Origin of the sequence: Chitinophaga sp. CC14 (genome assembly GCF_048957795.1) — a bacterium.
Taxonomy (GTDB): domain Bacteria; phylum Bacteroidota; class Bacteroidia; order Chitinophagales; family Chitinophagaceae; genus Chitinophaga; species Chitinophaga ginsengisegetis.
The window spans coordinates 1386997-1404258 of sequence record NZ_JARBFY010000001.1; the positions used below are offsets into that span (position 1 = coordinate 1386997).

At 46.6% G+C, this 17262-nt stretch carries 16 protein-coding genes; 6 read left to right on the forward strand and 10 right to left on the reverse strand.

The window, feature by feature from the left end; all coding sequences use genetic code 11:
* Positions 1-129: 129 nt before the first annotated feature.
* Positions 130-315, reverse strand: coding sequence for a hypothetical protein (locus PV783_RS05840; RefSeq protein ID WP_420987380.1), 186 nt, complete (start codon positions 313-315; stop codon positions 130-132).
* Between the two features lie 447 nt (positions 316-762).
* On the opposite strand from PV783_RS05840, the gene secA reads away from it, so the two are divergent.
* The 4 genes from secA to PV783_RS05860 all read left to right on the forward strand — a co-directional run bounded on the left by secA (position 763) and on the right by PV783_RS05860 (position 6468).
* Positions 763-4086: a preprotein translocase subunit SecA gene (gene secA / locus PV783_RS05845; RefSeq protein ID WP_420987381.1), complete on the forward strand. Its 3324-nt coding sequence runs from the start codon at positions 763-765 to the stop codon at positions 4084-4086.
* Positions 4087-4172: 86 nt separating this feature from the next.
* Positions 4173-4838: a deoxyribose-phosphate aldolase gene (deoC, locus tag PV783_RS05850; protein WP_227024418.1), complete on the forward strand. Its 666-nt coding sequence runs from the start codon at positions 4173-4175 to the stop codon at positions 4836-4838.
* Between the two features lie 30 nt (positions 4839-4868).
* Entirely contained in the window at positions 4869-5309 is a 441-nt protein-coding gene (locus tag PV783_RS05855; protein ID WP_079469659.1) for an SPOR domain-containing protein, read from the forward strand.
* On the forward strand, positions 5293-6468 hold the full coding sequence (locus tag PV783_RS05860; RefSeq protein ID WP_079469658.1) for a M20 metallopeptidase family protein: 1176 nt from the start codon (positions 5293-5295) through the stop codon (positions 6466-6468). The genes PV783_RS05855 and PV783_RS05860 overlap by 17 nt, the downstream gene beginning before the upstream one ends.
* A gap of 123 nt (positions 6469-6591) precedes the next feature.
* Here the strand turns inward: PV783_RS05860 and PV783_RS05865 are convergent, their stop codons facing one another.
* From PV783_RS05865 to glyA, 5 genes are all read right to left on the reverse strand, one after another.
* Entirely contained in the window at positions 6592-7260 is a 669-nt protein-coding gene (locus PV783_RS05865) for a hypothetical protein (protein ID WP_420987382.1), read from the reverse strand.
* A 1-nt stretch (position 7261) separates the two neighbouring features.
* Positions 7262-7633: a GntR family transcriptional regulator gene (locus tag PV783_RS05870; RefSeq protein ID WP_079469656.1), complete on the reverse strand. Its 372-nt coding sequence runs from the start codon at positions 7631-7633 to the stop codon at positions 7262-7264.
* 12 nt (positions 7634-7645) lie between these two features.
* The gene (locus PV783_RS05875) at positions 7646-8461 is read right to left on the reverse strand and encodes a hypothetical protein (RefSeq protein ID WP_420987383.1); all 816 of its coding nucleotides are present in this window, start codon (positions 8459-8461) and stop codon (positions 7646-7648) included.
* 7 nt (positions 8462-8468) lie between these two features.
* A complete protein-coding gene (locus PV783_RS05880; protein WP_420987384.1) occupies positions 8469-9302 on the reverse strand; it encodes an ATP-binding cassette domain-containing protein in 834 nt (277 codons plus the stop codon).
* Between the two features lie 138 nt (positions 9303-9440).
* On the reverse strand, positions 9441-10718 hold the full coding sequence (glyA, locus tag PV783_RS05885; RefSeq protein WP_079469653.1) for a serine hydroxymethyltransferase: 1278 nt from the start codon (positions 10716-10718) through the stop codon (positions 9441-9443).
* 138 nt (positions 10719-10856) lie between these two features.
* On the opposite strand from glyA, the gene PV783_RS05890 reads away from it, so the two are divergent.
* Both PV783_RS05890 and PV783_RS05895 read left to right on the forward strand, forming a co-directional pair.
* Positions 10857-11849 carry a sugar phosphate nucleotidyltransferase gene (locus PV783_RS05890; protein WP_079469652.1) on the forward strand — a complete coding sequence of 331 codons (993 nt, stop codon included), beginning with the start codon at positions 10857-10859 and terminating at the stop codon, positions 11847-11849.
* A gap of 33 nt (positions 11850-11882) precedes the next feature.
* Positions 11883-12830 (forward strand): NAD(P)H-dependent flavin oxidoreductase, encoded by a 948-nt coding sequence (locus PV783_RS05895; RefSeq protein ID WP_420987385.1) that lies wholly within the window; start codon positions 11883-11885, stop codon positions 12828-12830.
* Between the two features lie 44 nt (positions 12831-12874).
* Here the strand turns inward: PV783_RS05895 and PV783_RS05900 are convergent, their stop codons facing one another.
* The 4 genes from PV783_RS05900 to PV783_RS05915 form a co-directional block, all read right to left on the reverse strand.
* Positions 12875-14170 (reverse strand): ABC transporter permease, encoded by a 1296-nt coding sequence (locus PV783_RS05900; protein WP_079469650.1) that lies wholly within the window; start codon positions 14168-14170, stop codon positions 12875-12877.
* A gap of 14 nt (positions 14171-14184) precedes the next feature.
* Complete coding sequence (locus PV783_RS05905) at positions 14185-15129, reverse strand: ABC transporter ATP-binding protein (protein ID WP_111576938.1); 945 nt, start codon at positions 15127-15129, stop codon at positions 14185-14187.
* A gap of 45 nt (positions 15130-15174) precedes the next feature.
* The gene (locus PV783_RS05910) at positions 15175-16734 is read right to left on the reverse strand and encodes an NAD(P)/FAD-dependent oxidoreductase (protein ID WP_336387897.1); all 1560 of its coding nucleotides are present in this window, start codon (positions 16732-16734) and stop codon (positions 15175-15177) included.
* Positions 16735-16875: 141 nt separating this feature from the next.
* Positions 16876-17262 (reverse strand): DUF3127 domain-containing protein, encoded by a 387-nt coding sequence (locus tag PV783_RS05915; protein ID WP_079469647.1) that lies wholly within the window; start codon positions 17260-17262, stop codon positions 16876-16878.

The following is a 17262-nucleotide window of genomic DNA, read 5'->3' on the forward strand; positions in this document are numbered from 1 at the left end:
AATAATAATGTATTATTATTTAAGAGATGTTGAAAATAAATGCAGTGATGCTGAAAGCTTTAACTTAATTTTTTACAGCAGTAACTACGTACAGGCGTTGCCGAAAGACAAGCGCCTCCCGCCACTTTTTTATGCCGGATCTTCCCCCGCACCATGACTGGTACTGGTATTTTGGCAGATGGAAACCGGAACCCTTGCAGCAGCGGTACTGCCAATTTGGACAATGCCTCCTAAACAAATAACCATGCGGGTGGCGGGATGCCTGCTTTCAGGCGGCAGTGTTTTGCCGAGTGGCGTCACCTTCCGGGTTGTCATTATCCACTGACGTTTGCTGTATAATTTCCGGGAATTAGCTCAGTATGGTATTTACAACTATCTGAAAAAGACCGGGGCGGGTCAGTAAAAAAGGATCCCGGGTTTTCTGGCCGGAGTGGCTACACCAGTAACTTTCACCGCAAATATCAAGGATATGTTAATTGATTGCGGCAAAATGGAAAATCCCTTCAAAATCCCCCTTGAATCACCGAATTTATTCCTACTTTTACAGGCCTTGCCGGGGCGGGCTGTAAAACTGACACCTTGACAGTTTGTCTTTAACAAGCACAATATTTGAGTAATCTGGATGCCGTCTATCCAACTGACGAAGCCCGCAGCCTTTGTGCCACAGGCTGGTGAAGCAGGAATCTATCAACTGATACACGCTGCCTGGATGGGATCAGGTTACAATAAATAGAAATCGTAATTCGTAATTAAACATTTAACATGTTAGGTTTTTTATCAAAGCTATTTGGAGGGAATAAATCAGAAAGGGATATTAAATCCATCTCTCCGGTGGTGCAGCAGATTAATGAGGAGTACGAAAAACTGCAATCCCTGCCTATCGATGAGCTGCGCCACAAAACGCAGGAATTCCGCGCACGTATCGCTGAGCATCTCGCCACTATTGATAAAGAAATAGCGGAAAAACAGGCCGGCGCAGATGAAGAGGAAGATGTAACCGCAAAAGACACGATATACCAGGAAATAGATATTCTTAAAAAAGACCGCGACAAGCAACTGGAAGTAGTGCTGAAAGAATTGCTGCCAGCCGCTTTTGCCGTAGTAAAAGAAACAGCCCGCCGTTTTACCAATAATACCACACTGACTGCAACTGCTACCAACCTCGATCGCCAGCTCGCTGTGAGAAAGGATTACGTGACCATTGATGGTGATAAGGCCATCTGGAAAAACAGCTGGAGCGCAGCCGGCAGCATGGTTACCTGGAACATGGTACACTATGATGTTCAGCTGATCGGTGGTACCGTACTGCATCAGGGTAAAATTGCCGAAATGGCTACGGGTGAAGGTAAAACCCTGGTATCTACCCTTCCCGCTTATCTCAATGCACTGGCAGGACAAGGGGTACACATCGTAACGGTGAATGATTACCTGGCTCGTCGTGACTCTGAGTGGAACGGACCTCTTTTCGAATTCCTCGATATTACAGTAGACTGTATCGATAAACATCAACCCAATACACCAGACCGCCGTAACGCTTACCTGGCGGACATTACCTACGGGACCAACAATGAATTCGGTTTTGACTACCTCCGTGATAACATGGTACACAACCCGGATGAAATGGTACAACGTAAACACCATTACGCAATGGTGGATGAGGTGGATAGCGTACTGGTGGATGATGCCCGTACCCCGTTGATCATTTCCGGCCCTATCCCCCGCGGTGAAGAGCAGGAATTCCACGCATTAAAACCACGTATCGAATACCTGGTGGAAATGCAGAAGAAAGCAACCAACCAGTACCTGCAGGAAGCAAAGAAACTGATTGCAGAAGGTAAAGATGATCCAAAAACCGGTGGATTGGCCCTGATGCGCGCCTGGAGAGGCTTGCCAAAGAGCAGTGCACTGATCAAATATCTCAGCGAACCCGGTAACAGGGTATTATTGCAGAAAGCGGAAAACTACTACCTGGCAGATCAGCAACGTGAAATGCCAAAAGTAGATGAAGGGCTGTTCTTCGCTATTGAAGAAAAACAAAACAGTGTAGATCTCACCGATAAAGGTATTCACCTGATTACCCAGGGCGGAGAAGATGCAAACTTCTTTATCCTCCCGGATGTAGGAACTGAACTGGCCGAAATTGAAAAGCTGTCGCTGACGCCCGAAGAAAAACTGCAGCGTAAAGATGTATTGCTGCAGGACTTTGCCGCTAAGTCAGACCGTATCCACTCCGTACAGCAGTTGCTGAAAGCGTACACTTTATTTGATAAAGATGTAGAGTACGTGGTAATGGATGGTAAAGTGAAGATCGTGGATGAGCAAACCGGTCGTATCCTTGATGGCCGCCGTTACTCAGATGGATTGCACCAGGCTATTGAAGCAAAGGAAAATGTAAAAGTGGAAGCTGCCACCCAAACATTTGCCACTATCACCCTGCAGAACTTCTTCCGTATGTATCATAAGCTGGCCGGTATGACCGGTACAGCCTCTACAGAAGCCGGTGAGCTCTGGGAAATCTACAAACTGGATGTGGTAACTATCCCTACCAACGTTCCTATTTCCCGTGTAGATGCGGAAGATCTTGTATACAAAACAAAGAGAGACAAATACAAAGCAGTTATCGAAGAAATCAAGCAGTTGCAGGCAAAAGGACGCCCCGTACTGGTAGGTACTACCTCCGTGGAAGTGTCTGAGTTGCTGAGCAAAATGCTCACCTTCGAAAAAGTGCCGCATAATGTACTGAATGCGAAACAGCACGCCCGTGAAGCACAGATCGTTGCGGAAGCAGGTTTGCCGGGAGCTGTGACCATCGCTACCAACATGGCGGGTCGTGGTACGGATATCAAACTCGGACCCGGCGTGAAAGAAGCCGGCGGGTTGGCGATCATTGGTACAGAAAGACATGAAAGCCGTCGTGTTGACCGCCAGCTGCGTGGTCGTGCCGGTCGTCAGGGTGATCCGGGAACTTCACAGTTCTTCGTTTCCCTGGAAGATGACCTGATGCGTATGTTCGGTTCAGAACGTATTGCCGGCCTTATGGACCGTATGGGTTATAAGGAAGGAGAAGTGATCCAGCACAGCATGATTACCCGTTCCATTGAAAGAGCGCAGAAGAAAGTGGAAGAGAATAACTTCGGTATCCGTAAGCGTTTGCTGGAGTATGATGATGTGATGAATAAACAGCGTACCGTGATCTACGCAAAACGTAATCACGCCCTGTTTGGCGAACGCCTGGCAATAGACATCGACAACGCCTTCTATGATGTAGCGGAAAATATGGTGTCTACCCATAAAGCCAGCGGCGATTATGAAGCTTTCAAGATGGATGCTATCATGAACTTCTCCATCGATACAAAAATTACCAGTGAAGAACTGGCCAAGACAGATATTCCTAACCTGGCCAACAAGCTGTATTTCGAAGGAAAAGATAACTATACACGTAAGGTAAATGATCTGATCAGCAACACCTTACCGGTAATAGAACGTATTTACCAGGAACAGGGCCACCAGATCGAAAATATCTCTATACCATTTACCGATGGTAAAAAAGGTATCAACGTACTGGCTAACCTGCAGAAGGTAGTGGAAACAAAGGGTCATGAAACCATGAATGCCCTGGAACGCAGCATCACCCTGGCTTTGATCGATGAGTCGTGGAAAGAGCACCTGCGTGCAATGGATGATCTGAAACAGTCTGTACAGAGTGCGGTATACGAACAGAAAGATCCGTTGCTGATCTACAAATTTGAGGCATTCAACCTGTTCAAGGCAATGGACGGTGAAACCAGCCGCGATATCGTTTCTTTCCTGACCAAATGCGGTATCCCCGTAAGCAACCAGGAACAGGAAGCTGCTCCGGAAATCCGTGAAGGCCGTGAAGAAAAAACCGATATGAGCCGCATGCGTGCTTCTCATGAGGAACTGGCGGAAAACGGCAGTCACCAGAGCGCCGGCCCGGAAATACAAATGGCTGAAGAAGTAAAAGCAGAGCCAATCCGTCACCAGGGACCGCAAATAGGTCGTAATGATCTTTGCCCCTGTGGTAGCGGTAAAAAATACAAACAATGCCACGGTAAGAACGCTTAAGCGAACCAACCTGGAAATGATATCAGAACGGATTACGGCAACGTAATCCGTTTTGCATTAATTTCGCCCTGTAATCAAGTAAATGAATGATGGAGATTAACCGCTATATAGACCATACCGTATTGAAGCCCACCACCACGCTGGAAGATGTTAAACAGTTGTGCATGCAGTGCGTGGAATACGATTTTGCAGCGGCCTGTGTGCCCCCGTTATATGTGAAGCTGGCCAAACAATTCCTGGGCGCCACCAATACCAAAATTGCCACCGTTATCGGCTTTCCTTTCGGCTATTCCGCTATTGAAGCCAAAGTAGCGGAAACGGTACTGGCTATTGTTGACGGTGCCGATGAACTGGACGTGGTGATCAATATCTCCGCTATTAAAAACAAAGACTGGGAATATCTCGAAAAAGAGATCGCCAATATCATGTACCTGGTGCGGGAGAAGAAGAAGGTGATTAAGATTATCATTGAAAGTGGCATATTATTGGAAGAAGAAATTGTGCAGTGTTGCCAGCTGTATGCGAAGTATGGCGTGGATTTCATGAAAACATCCACGGGATATGCAGAAAGAGGCGCTACCGTGGAAGCCGTAAAGCTGATGCGTGCTAATTTGCCGGCCAACATACAAATAAAAGCTTCCGGAGGTATTCGTACCTTTGCTTTTGCGAAAGAGCTGATAGATGCCGGCGCTACCCGGATCGGGGCCAGTGCCAGCGTGAACATTGTAAAGGAAAGCAAGGAAGCTCAGTAACGATTATTCATAGTTAATTATACCGTATTCATGCAAAAGTTATTCATCCTGGTATGCTGTCTGTTGGGGAGTGGTGTGGCCATGGCGCAGGACAATGCAATCGCCGGCAACGGAAATGTGAGAGTGGTGAAAGATAGTCGTTTGGACGTGCTGATAAAAAAACAGATCTACATTAATACCCTGGCCATCCGCAACCAGTCCGGTTTCCGGGTACAGGTAATTTCTACTAACAAACGCGGTGATGCCAATGAAGCCAAAGCAAAAGTGATGCAGCTTTTTGGCGACTACCGCACTTATCTCGATTACCAGGCCCCCTATTTTAAAGTGCGCGTAGGCGATTTTAAAACCCGTGAGGAAGCAGCTGAATTACGGGACAAATTATCCGACCTGTTTGCAGGTGGTGTATTTGTAGTACCTGCCATTATTAACGTGTCACTGGATAAAGAACTATCGAATGAAGAACCGTATTAAAGAGCTGGCAAAGGCATATGCTCCTGAATTTACTGCCATCAGGAGACATCTCCATTCCCACCCGGAACTATCCTTCCAGGAATTTGAAACCACTGCTTATATCCAACAGCAGTTAACCGCCTTCGGCGTTCCTTTCAAAGCAGGTATTGCCGGCACCGGCATCATTGCGCTGATAGAAGGAAAGAACCCTGCCTCCAAAACCATCGCACTGCGTGCAGATATGGACGCACTGCCGATCACTGAAGCTAACGATGTGCCCTATAAATCTACGAACGTAGGCGTAATGCATGCCTGCGGACATGATGTACATACTTCCGTGGTACTGGGCGCTACCAAAATATTAAATGAATTAAAAGATCAGTTTGAAGGCACCATCAAAGTGCTGTTCCAGCCAGGTGAAGAAAAACATCCAGGCGGCGCCAGCATCATGATTGAAGAAGGCGCCCTTGAAAATCCCCGCCCGGACGCTATCCTGGGGTTGCATGTGCATCCCTCTATGGAAGCCGGCAAGCTGGGATTTCATGCCGGTAAGTACATGGCCAGTGCAGATGAAATTTATATTACCATCAAAGGAAAAGGCGGCCATGCCGCGCAGCCACATCTTACAGTAGATACTATCCTGGTAGCATCTCAACTGGTGGTAAGCTTACAGCAGATCATCTCCCGTAACAACAATCCTTTTTCTCCTTCTGTATTATCTATCTGTGCTTTCAATGGCGGATTCACTACCAACGTGATCCCCAGCGAAGTGAAGCTGATGGGTACTTTCAGGGCAATGGATGAAACCTGGCGGTTTAAAGCGCATGAGCTGATCCGTAAACAGGCAATAGGTATTGCCGAAGCAATGGGCGCCGGCATTGATATTGAAATATTAGTAGGTTATCCTACTCTATATAATAATGAAGAAGTGACCACCAAAGCCCGCGGCTTTGCTACCGATTACCTGGGCGCGGAAGCAGTGGGCGATACAGAAATCAGGATGGGCGCAGAAGATTTTGCTTTTTATTCACAGGTAGTACCTGCCTGTTTCTTCCGGTTGGGTACCGGTAATGTGGCCCGTGGAATTACTTCCGGTGTGCATACTCCTACTTTTGATGTAGATGAACATGCGATAGAGATAGGCATTGGAACGATGGCCTACCTGGCTACGCAGTTTTAAAAAAATATAACAGCAACGTCCCGATGAAAATCGGGACGTTCATTTTTAACACAAAAACTTGTTATGTAATTTAAAACCGGTTAGAAAACAGGTTTATGCATTGATAGAATTTATTGCTAATCATTAGTTAATCCGTTTTAAACTTTGTAACGACTTGCCGGTTATATTCAGGTTGTCTAAACTATCTACCCTGAATTCCCCTGACTGATACGGCGCATAAAAGTAGAGTGAACCACGTTTATCCATCGTTACCTTCACAGAGTCCAGTATATTATCTTCATTTACTTCAAGCGTATTGTTTTTCCCACCCGTATAGGCAAAAGAATTAATTTTTGTACTGATCATAAAGGTCCGTACATCGTTGCCTGTGTTGATTTCCAGGCTGGGCGATTTAATATCCGAGAGGCTGATGCCGTAATCACTTCTGTTGTCGATATAGCTGACAGCCGGAGCGTATAACGTGATGTCACGCGACTTGCTGATCTCCACTATAAGGGTGTCGCCCGACATATTGTAAGTAGCATTTTTATAGAATTCGAGGTTGTATTCCGGCGATTCACGGACATAGATAGTAGCCTCGTGCTTTTCATTAATTGCAGCAGTGTTTTTCAGCACCAGCGCTTTGAAGGCAGGCAGGGTAACTTTTGCATAGTCCGGATCCTTCTGTGGCTGGTGCTGCTCCGTATTGGTGATGCCTTTATTGTAATTGGCTTTTAGTATAATGGCAGAAAACAGCATGAGTAACACCAGTACGCCTGAAAAACCTAGTAGTAATTTATTGCTGGTTGTCATGTTAATTGAAGTTTGATTTTTTGAATTTCTCAAAATGAGGTTTCAGTTCATCGAGGTCAAGATCCAGCAGGTACATGCTGCGGAAGAAACTTGGTAATTCATTGCGGATAAAAGTATCTTTTTTGAATTGCTTTATTTTCTTCACGGCGTCTCCGCTGATAAAGTAGCCGATCCCTCTTTTATTCTGAATAATTTCCTGTTGCTGCAGGAGCTCGCAGGTGCGCATTACTGTGTTGGGATTTACTTCCAGCGAAACCGCCAGTTCCCTTACAGAAGGAATACGTTCTTCCGGCTGCCATTTGGTAAGCAATATCTGTTCGCAGATATAGTCCGCGATCTGTATATATATTGCCTGTGTATCTTTGAATTCCATTTCGCTAAGTTTTTAAATTTCTTGATCCTTCAACCGGAAATAGGCAATGATCCAGAGTACAGGTGCTATCACAAATTTTATCGTAAAGAGGTAAGTGTTTTGCAGCCATTCCGGGATCAGGTATACCGTGCTATGCCAGGAAGAGGGTCCGACTTCCTGTTTGGCGACCAGCAGGAACGGCACCGATCTTTTCCAGAACTCTTGTCCGAACCCGAAGATCAGGGTAACAATAATGCAGTTAATAAGCCATAATGCAAAACCAAATATGAAAACGGATAACACTGTTTTGATAAAACTGTACTTATGGAAATAGGTGGCGCCAAGTAAAAATGCTGCCTGCAGGATGACGTAGCCGTAATAGACGTATACCTTTTCTTTCGGGTTGTCCAGGAAATCGTAGTTTCTTTCGATTTTTTGATTGAGGGCTGTTAATTGTGCGCCTTCAATAATTTTAAAGCTGAGATAGCTGCTAATGTGGTAAAATAACAGATAGCCTATACTGCTGATGAGGAACAGGGTGATGAATTTCTCAAACTGGGAGGCTGGCAACATCAGGAAATCTACTCCTTTTTCTTTACTACCCAGTTCATTGAAAGCCCTGCTGGTGAAGAGCAAACCACCCAGGAACAACCCGATATAATAGAAAGGAACCAGCTCACTCATGCGGCGGAAGGGTTCGCGGGCTACCAGTATCATTAAAACCGCGATACCGGTCATCAGCCCGAATATGACCAGCATGCCCATTCCGTAGAAGCGGTAATGATCGGTAAAGTGTTTTTGCAGGTATAACTGCATACGGCGAACATTGAATACATTATTTGGTTGCATGTGTTAATCAGTTGAATATTTCCTGGATGGGTTTATGATTGGTGAGGATCGCATTAAACAGCAGCTCCATATCTATTTTGCTTTGTTCCTGGCCTGCGTTGCGGGTAATGACGGTGTGCCCGCGCAGGTTGCTGTCGGCGAAGAGAACACCGGTAGTTTCCTCGATCCTGCTCACGGTTTTGAAACTCAGTTTATCCGTCACCGTTTGTACATCTTCCCGGAAAATAATTTTGTGGTCATCAATGATCACGATACTGTCGATGAGGTTATCCAGGTCACGTACCTGGTGTGTGGAAATCACAATACATTTATCGTCACTCGCCGCGGCTGCAATCACTTTACGGAACTGGCTTTTGGAGGGGATGTCCAGGCCGTTGGTAGGTTCGTCCATGATCAGCGCTTTGGTGTTGGCGGCCAGGGCAAAACTGATCAGTACTTTCTTCTTTTGTCCGTACGACATTTCCGTTAACTGCTGATCCTTTGGAATTTCAAATTCTTTGAGATAGTTGTAAAACGCAGCTTCATCGAAGTTGGGATAAAAAGGGGCGTAGGTGTTTACATATCTTTTCACACTTACTTTCGGGAGATAGAATTCTTCCGGTACAAGGAATATCTCCCGGAGGAAGGCGGGTTGCCTTTTGGCAGACGGGTAGCCCAGTACTTCACAGGTGCCGCTGTCGGGGAATAGTAAGCCGGCCATTTGTTTCAGGAGCGTGGATTTGCCCGCACCGTTTTTTCCAAGCAAACCATAAATATGTCCTGCTTCCAGCCGTAGCTGTAAGTTTTCAAACAGGGGCTTGTTTTTCCGGTAGCTGAATGTCAGGGATTGGATGTTAATCATATCTTGTGGTTTAGTGTACTACTTAACTAGTACACTATAAAGATAAGGGTATATTTTGATTTACAAAATAAAAGGCAAAAAAAAGAGAGAAAGCCCTGTTCAGGCTTTCTCTCTTATATATTAAGATGTATGTTTTAATTACAGCTCAGGATACAACGGGAACTGCTGCATAAAGGTATTTACTTCACCTCTTACTTTGAGGATCAGTCCTTCGTTATCAGCATCCAGCAGCAAAGCATCGATCCAGTCAACGATCTGGCCCATGTGGCCTTCGTTCATACCACGGGTAGTGATAGCAGGAACGCCCACGCGGATACCGGAAGTAACAAAGGCGGATTTATCGTCGAAAGGCACCATGTTTTTATTTACGGTGATATCGGCTTTTACCAGTGTTTGTTCGGCTTTTTTACCGGAGATATTTTTATTGCGGAGGTCAATCAGCATCAGGTGATTGTCCGTACCACCGGAAATGATTTCATATCCTTTGCCTACAAAGCTTTTAGCCATAGACTGCGCATTTTTCAGGATCTGGTTGGCGTATACGGTGTAGTCGTCAGACAGGATCTCGAAGAAGGAAACGGCTTTAGCGGCAATAACGTGTTCCAGCGGACCGCCCTGGATACCAGGGAATACAGCAGTGTCAATGAGAGAGCTCATCAGGCGGGTTTCGCCTTTTGGTGTTTTCAGACCGAATGGATTTTCGAAATCTGCGCCCATCATGATCATACCGCCGCGTGGACCACGGAGGGTTTTATGAGTGGTAGTGGTTACAAAATGGCAATGGGCAAACGGAGAGTTCAGTAAGCCTTTGGCAATCAAACCTGCCGGGTGTGCAATATCAGCCAGTACAAAAGCGCCTACCTGGTCAGCTATTTCGCGGATACGTTTGTAATCCCAGTCGCGGCTGTAAGCAGAAGCACCGCAAACAATCAGTTTTGGTTTTTCGCGGTTGGCAATTTCTTCCATTTTATCATATTCTACCAGTCCTGTTTCTTTGTTAACACCGTAGAAATGAGGTTGGTAGAGCTTTCCGGAGTAGTTTACGGAAGAACCGTGGGTAAGATGGCCTCCCATGCTCAGGTCCAGTCCGAGGATTTTATCGCCCGGTTGCAGAATCGCCAGCATAACAGCAGCATTGGCCTGCGCACCGGAGTGAGGTTGTACGTTCACATAAGCGGCGCCAAATATTTGTTTTGCCCTGTCGATAGCCAGTTGTTCGCTTTGGTCCACTATTTCACAGCCTGCATAATATCTTCTGCCAGGATAGCCTTCGGCATATTTATTCGTCATCACATGTCCCATTGCCTGCATTACCTGTAAGCTGGTAAAGTTTTCAGATGCGATCAACTCAATGCCGTGGCGCTGACGCTCCAACTCCTGGCCGATTAAATCAAATATTTGCTGGTCTCTTTGCATGTTGCCTTAAATTTGGTGCAAAAATAAATTAAAGCCGGATCAATTGCAAGCGTAAAGGCTTCTGCTTTATGCTTTCCGCTTTTTATGTTAATTTCGCCGCATTCGAGCAGCAATAGCTAATCCTAACTACAACACTAAATGAAGGCAATAATACCAGTGGCAGGGGCAGGCACCAAGCTTCGTCCACATACATATACACAGCCTAAAGCATTAATACCTTTAGCCGGCAGAACCATTCTCAGTATCATTATTGATCAGTTAGTGGATGCGGGTATCACAGAATTTGTTTTTGTGGTAGGTTATCTTGGTGAAAAGATCCAGCATTACGTAGAAAAGAAGTATCCGCAGCTTACCTGCCACTTTGTGCAGCAAAACAGCCGCGAAGGTACCGGTCATGCTTTATCCCTTACCCGCGATGTGGTAGGTAATGATGAAATACTGATTGTACTGGGCGATACCATCTGCGAGTGTGATTTCAAAGAAGTGATCGCCTCTCCCTATTCTATGCTGGGCCTGAAGAAAGTAGACGACCCGCGTAACTTCGGCGTAGCCGAACTGGATGAACAGGGCAAAATTACCCGCGTAGTGGAGAAACCACAGATCCCTAAGTCGAACCTCGCACTGGTAGGACTTTACAAGATCAAGGAAACGCAGCAGCTGTACGACTGCCTCCAGAGCAATATCGACAACAGGATAAAATCGCATGATGAGTTCCAGCTCACGGATGCATTGGAATGTATGATTGAGCACGGCGTGCAGTTTAACGGCTACAAAGTATCCAACTGGTTCGATTGTGGCCGGAAAGACACGTTGCTGGAAACAAACGCTATCCTCCTGAAGAAGTATAAACTGGCCAGTAATCCCGTATTACCATATGAAAATACGATCATCATCCCACCGGTAAGCATAGGGGAAGGCTGTAATATTAAAAACGCTATTATCGGCCCTAATGTGGCCATTGGTGATAATACGGTGATCAACTACTCTATTGTAAAGGATTCTATCATTGGTTCTTTCAGCAACCTGTATGAAGTAGTATTGAAATCTTCCCTGATAGGCAGCGACGCCAATATCCGCGGATTGAGCCAGAGCCTGAACATAGGCGACAATACAGAAATAGACCTGGGATAATACCGGCAGCATCAAGCTATAGTATATTCGCTTATGAACAACCGTATCACTTCCTTATTCAATATTCAATATCCTGTTATCCAGGCTGGTATGATCTGGGCGAGCGGATGGCGTTTAGCCAGTGCAGTTAGTAATGCCGGTGGCCTGGGCCTCATTGGCGCAGGCAGCATGTATCCTGCGGTATTGCGGGAACATATTCAGAAGTGCAAACAGGCTACTGATAAGCCTTTTGGTGTGAACATACCGTTGTTATACCCGGATATTGACCAGCTGATAAATATTATCCTGGAAGAAGGGGTACAAATTGTATTCACTTCTGCCGGGAATCCTAAAACATGGACACCGGTACTGAAAGCGGCAGGCATTAAAGTAGTGCATGTAGTATCCAGTGCAGCCTTTGCATTAAAAAGCGAGGCCGCCGGCGTGGATGCAGTGGTAGCAGAAGGATTTGAAGCAGGCGGGCATAACGGCCGCGAAGAAACCACCACAATGGTGCTGATCCCGGCGGTATGCGAACAGGTGAAAATACCGGTTATTGCAGCCGGAGGCATAGGCTCCGGGAAAGCAATGGCAGCAGCTTTTGCTTTAGGAGCATCCGGCGTACAGGTAGGCAGCCGTTTTGTAGCCACGCCCGAAGCATCTTCCCATATAAATTTTAAACAGGCAGTTGTAAATGCCAGAGAAGGCGATACCATGTTAAGTTTAAAGAAGCTGACGCCGGTACGCCTCATCAAAAATAATTTTTACCAGGCGGTACAGCAGGCAGAAGATAGCGGTGCAGATGTGAATGCGCTGAAAACCTTGCTGGGACGCGCCCGCGCCAAATCAGGCATGTTTGAAGGGAACCTCGAAGAAGGAGAACTGGAAATAGGCCAGGTAAGTGCGCTGATACACGATATAAAGCCCGCAGCAACTGTATTAGCAGAAATATGGACGGAGTTCAGGGAAACCATCCGTCATTTAAATAGCTTCGATATATGATTGGTTACCGGAACAACCGCCCCGGTAACCATCTCACAAAATTTTTATGGTTTTCTTACTACCCACTTCATCGCTTCTTTCAGCGTAATTTTCTTTCCATACATCAGGATGCCTGTGCGGTATATTCTGCCGGCTAACCAGGTAGTGCCTAAAAAGCCACCAATCAAACAAGCAAATGACAATCCCAGTTGCCAGTAAGGCACGGTGCCGGGAACACCATAGGGTAGCCGGGCCATCATCACCATTGGCGATGTGAACGGGATAATACTGCCCCATACAGCAAGCGGACTACCAGGGTCCTGTACCGCTTTCATCATGATCATGATACCAATGATGATGGGCACCGTTACAGGAATGGTGAGCTGTTGTACGTCGGAAGCATCTTCATTCACCAAACTGCCAATAGCAGCATACAAGGCGGAGTAGAAGAGATAGCCTCCCAGGAAGTATAATACAAAGCACGGCACCAGTAAACCCCAGTTGATGCTGCCAATCACTTCTCTCATCCGGTGAACCATTTCGGCTGTTTGGGCCGGGTTGCCCTGTGCAGCAGCTGCCTGCATGCTTTCGGGAGAAAAGAACAGCGGTATCAGGGAATAAATGGCTGTAATGAATATACCCCATATAAAAAACTGCAGAAGGCCCACTGCGGCTATACCTACAATTTTTCCCATCATGAGCTGGAAAGGTTTCACGCTGGAGATCATCACTTCTGCAATGCGGCTCACTTTTTCTTCCATCACGCCTCTCATCACAGAGGTACCAAACAGTAACAGCACAAAGTAGATAATGAATCCACTGGCATAACCTACACCATACGACACCCAGGAGCTGCCTTTCTTTTCATCCTTCCCGTTTTTAAAGGTTACCTCCACATCAGACCTGATTTCATCCATTTTGGAAGGTTCAATGCCCTGCAGCTCCATGCGTTTCTTTTCGATGATGCTGTTGATATCCTTGTTGATACTGTTTTCTATGGTGATGCTTGCCTGGCCGCTGCTATAAAATTCAAAGCCGGAAGGTCTGTTGATGTCGAAATCGGGGATATACAGGACTCCTTCATATCCGAGTTCACTGTAATGCAGCTTGAGACTGTCGACAGGCTGGTTTTGCACGTATTTGAAATATACGCCTTTGGAATCGGGGAACTTATTTTCAAACAACCCGCTTTTATCTACTACTGCAATCAGTTTATGTTCGCTGGAAGAAGTAGATAAGAGGATAGGCACAATGATCATGGCGGCAAAGGCCAGTGGCACCAGTAGTGTGGTGATGAGGAATGATTTTTTGCGTACGCGGGTAAAGAATTCCCTTTTTATAATGAGCCAGATTTTCTCCATAAATAGCAGGTTAATCAGGCCAGCGGTAAAGCAGCTACGGGGGCGTTGCTGTTTTCGGTTTGCTGTACCTGGGTGATAAATACCTCGTTGATAGAAGGAAGGATTTCTTCAAAATATGTAACAGGAATGTCCTGGCGGATGAAATGCAGCAGAATATCGTTGGTGCTGCTGTCTTCATTCATTTTTACGGTAAACGCCTTATCATGTGTTTGCACAATGTTAAAGTGATAAGTAGCCATTTGTGCAGGATTGGGCATTATGCCCAGGCCCACTTTAAAGAGACCCTGTTTAAAGTCCTGCTGGATCTGTTTTACGCTGCCATCCAGTATTTTATGTCCTTTGTTGATCAGCATGATATGATCGCATATTTCTTCTACCTGTTCCATGCGGTGGGTAGAAAAGATGATGGTGGTACCTTGCTGACTGAGGTTGAATATTTCCTGTTTGATGAGGTTGGAGTTGATAGGGTCCAGGCCGGAGAAGGGTTCATCGAGGATCAGCAGCCGGGGCTGATGCAGCACGGTGGAGATGAACTGCACTTTCTGCTGCATGCCTTTACTGAGTTCATCAACGCGTTTGTTATACCACGAGTTGATGTCGAATTTATCGAACCAGTATTTGATCTTCTGTACGGCATCTTTCCGGGAGAGACCTTTGAGCTGGGCAAGATAAAGGGTTTGTTCACCTACCTTCATTTTTTTATAGAGACCTCTTTCTTCCGGCATATAGCCGATGTACTGTACATCGTTTTCGGGGTCAAATTTTTGTCCGTTGAAAAAGATCTGGCCTTCATCCGGGTAGAAGATGCCGGTAATCATACGGAGCAGGGTTGTTTTACCGGCGCCGTTTGGACCCAGTAAGCCGAAGATGCTGCCCTGCTGTATATCAAAGCTAACATCATCTACCGCCTTGTGGGTATCATAATGCTTTTTCAGGTGTTTAACTTCGAGTAGGTTCATGGTGAAAAATTAGTGATTAATCCCCAATAAATAATCATAATATCTCTATGATAACTTTGCGGCGATGATGGCGGCCACGCGCTCCCCGTCCATTGCAGCAGATACGATCCCTCCGGCATATCCCGCGCCTTCAGCGCAGGGATAAAGACCAGCTACCTGCGGATGTTCCAGTGTATCATTGTTGCGTGGAATGCGTACCGGTGAAGAGGTGCGTGACTCTGTGGCAACCAGCACTGCGTTTTCAGTGTAATATCCTTTCATTTTGCGGCCAAAGGCTTTAAAGGCGCCGGCGAGGCGCTGGTGTACTACTTTGGGTAATACGCTGCGCAGATCGGTGCTGTTGAGGCCCGGCACATAGGAGCATTCAGGCAGGGAGGCAGAAACTTTTTTATTGACAAAGTCGGTCATGCGTTGTGCGGGCGCCACGAAGTTGCCGCCACCGGCGTGATACGCCTGTTTTTCAACAGCCTGTTGAAAGTACATGGCTGCGAGCGGGCCGTGATGGGCAAATGGTGCGAAGTCGGATTCATCTACCGTTACCACCATGCCTGAATTAGCGAAGGGGTTGTTGCGTTTGGAAGGCGACCAGCCATTCACCACCAGTTCGCCGGGATCAGTAGCAGCGGGGGCGATAATGCCACCGGGGCACATACAGAAGGAGAATACGCCGCGGCCTTCTACCTGTTCTACAAGGCTGTAGCTGGCCGGTGGGAGATATTCGCCGCGTACCTGGCAATGGTACTGCGCATTGTCGATCAGTTCCTGTGGGTGTTCCACGCGTACACCGAGGGCAAACGGTTTGGCTTCCAGCAAAATGTTTTGCTGGTGGAGCATGATAAATATATCGCGGGCGGAGTGGCCTGTAGCGAGAATGAGTTGTTTGCCTTCAAAGAGCTGGCCGGTGGCGGTTTGTACGCCGGTAACCGCGCCGTTGCTGATTTGTATGGCGGTTACTTTTTGTTCGAAGTGTACTTCTCCGCCGCTGTTGATAATTTGTTCACGCATAGCGGTAATGATATGCGGGAGTTTGTTGGTACCGATGTGCGGGTGCGCATCGATCATAATTTTATCTTCTGCGCCGAAGTGAACGAATATGTTGAGGATGCGGTTAATATCGCCGCGTTTATTGGAGCGGGTGTATAGTTTGCCATCGGAGTAGGTACCGGCGCCGCCTTCGCCGAAGCAGTAGTTGGAGTCGGGGTTTACGATACCTGTTTTATTGAGGGCGGCGAGGTCGCGTCGTCGTGCGCGTACATCTTTACCGCGTTCCAGTATAACTGGTTTTACGCCTGCTTCTATGAGTCGCAATGCGGCGAAGAGGCCGGCGGGTCCTGCGCCTGCAATGAGCACGCGTGGTGCATTGGCTGGCAGGGAAGGATATACCGGATGGGTGTGTTGTTTTTCTTCGAAGGGTTCATTGATGAACACCTGTATGGTAAGAACAAAGAACACCTGTTTGGAACGTGCGTCTATAGAACGTTTGAGCAGATTGAACCCGGTAATATCGGCAGGCTTTACACTTAGTGAGGCAGCGGCGTGCTGTATGATATGTGTATGAGAGGCGGCATCGGCCGGCAGTAATTTGAGAGATATTTGTTGTATCATATTAGCGGTTAGGTGTTTATCCTAAAACTGCTGCAAAGATAGTGAATACGGGGTAATGTATAAAACGAGTAAAGCGAAGATACAAGGGGATATTATCCGCTTCTATCTTCGCTTCAATAGCTTTTGTTTTATACTTTCAGCTTAGAAAGGCAGGTCGTCGCCGCCATCTCCGCCGCCTGCAGGCATCTGAGGAGTATTGTAGTTCGGCTGTGGATCTGTGCCCGGAGCAGGTGCTGCCATAACAGATTCCATACGCCATGCATCCAGGTTGGTGATGTAATTTACTTTACCATCTTTTTCCCATCTGGTGCCTTTGATATTGAAATAAACTTTAACGTTTTCACCTTCATTGAACCGGTCAACAATACCAGTGCGGTCTTGCACCGACTGAAACTTTATATAGTTGTTGATAACACGGCCATTGATGTCGTCGGACTTCTCAATAACGAACTCTCTTGTCTTAAAAGTTTCGCTACGTTGTACCGTGTTGTACTTCACAATCAGCTTTCCGGTAATTTCAAAACTCAT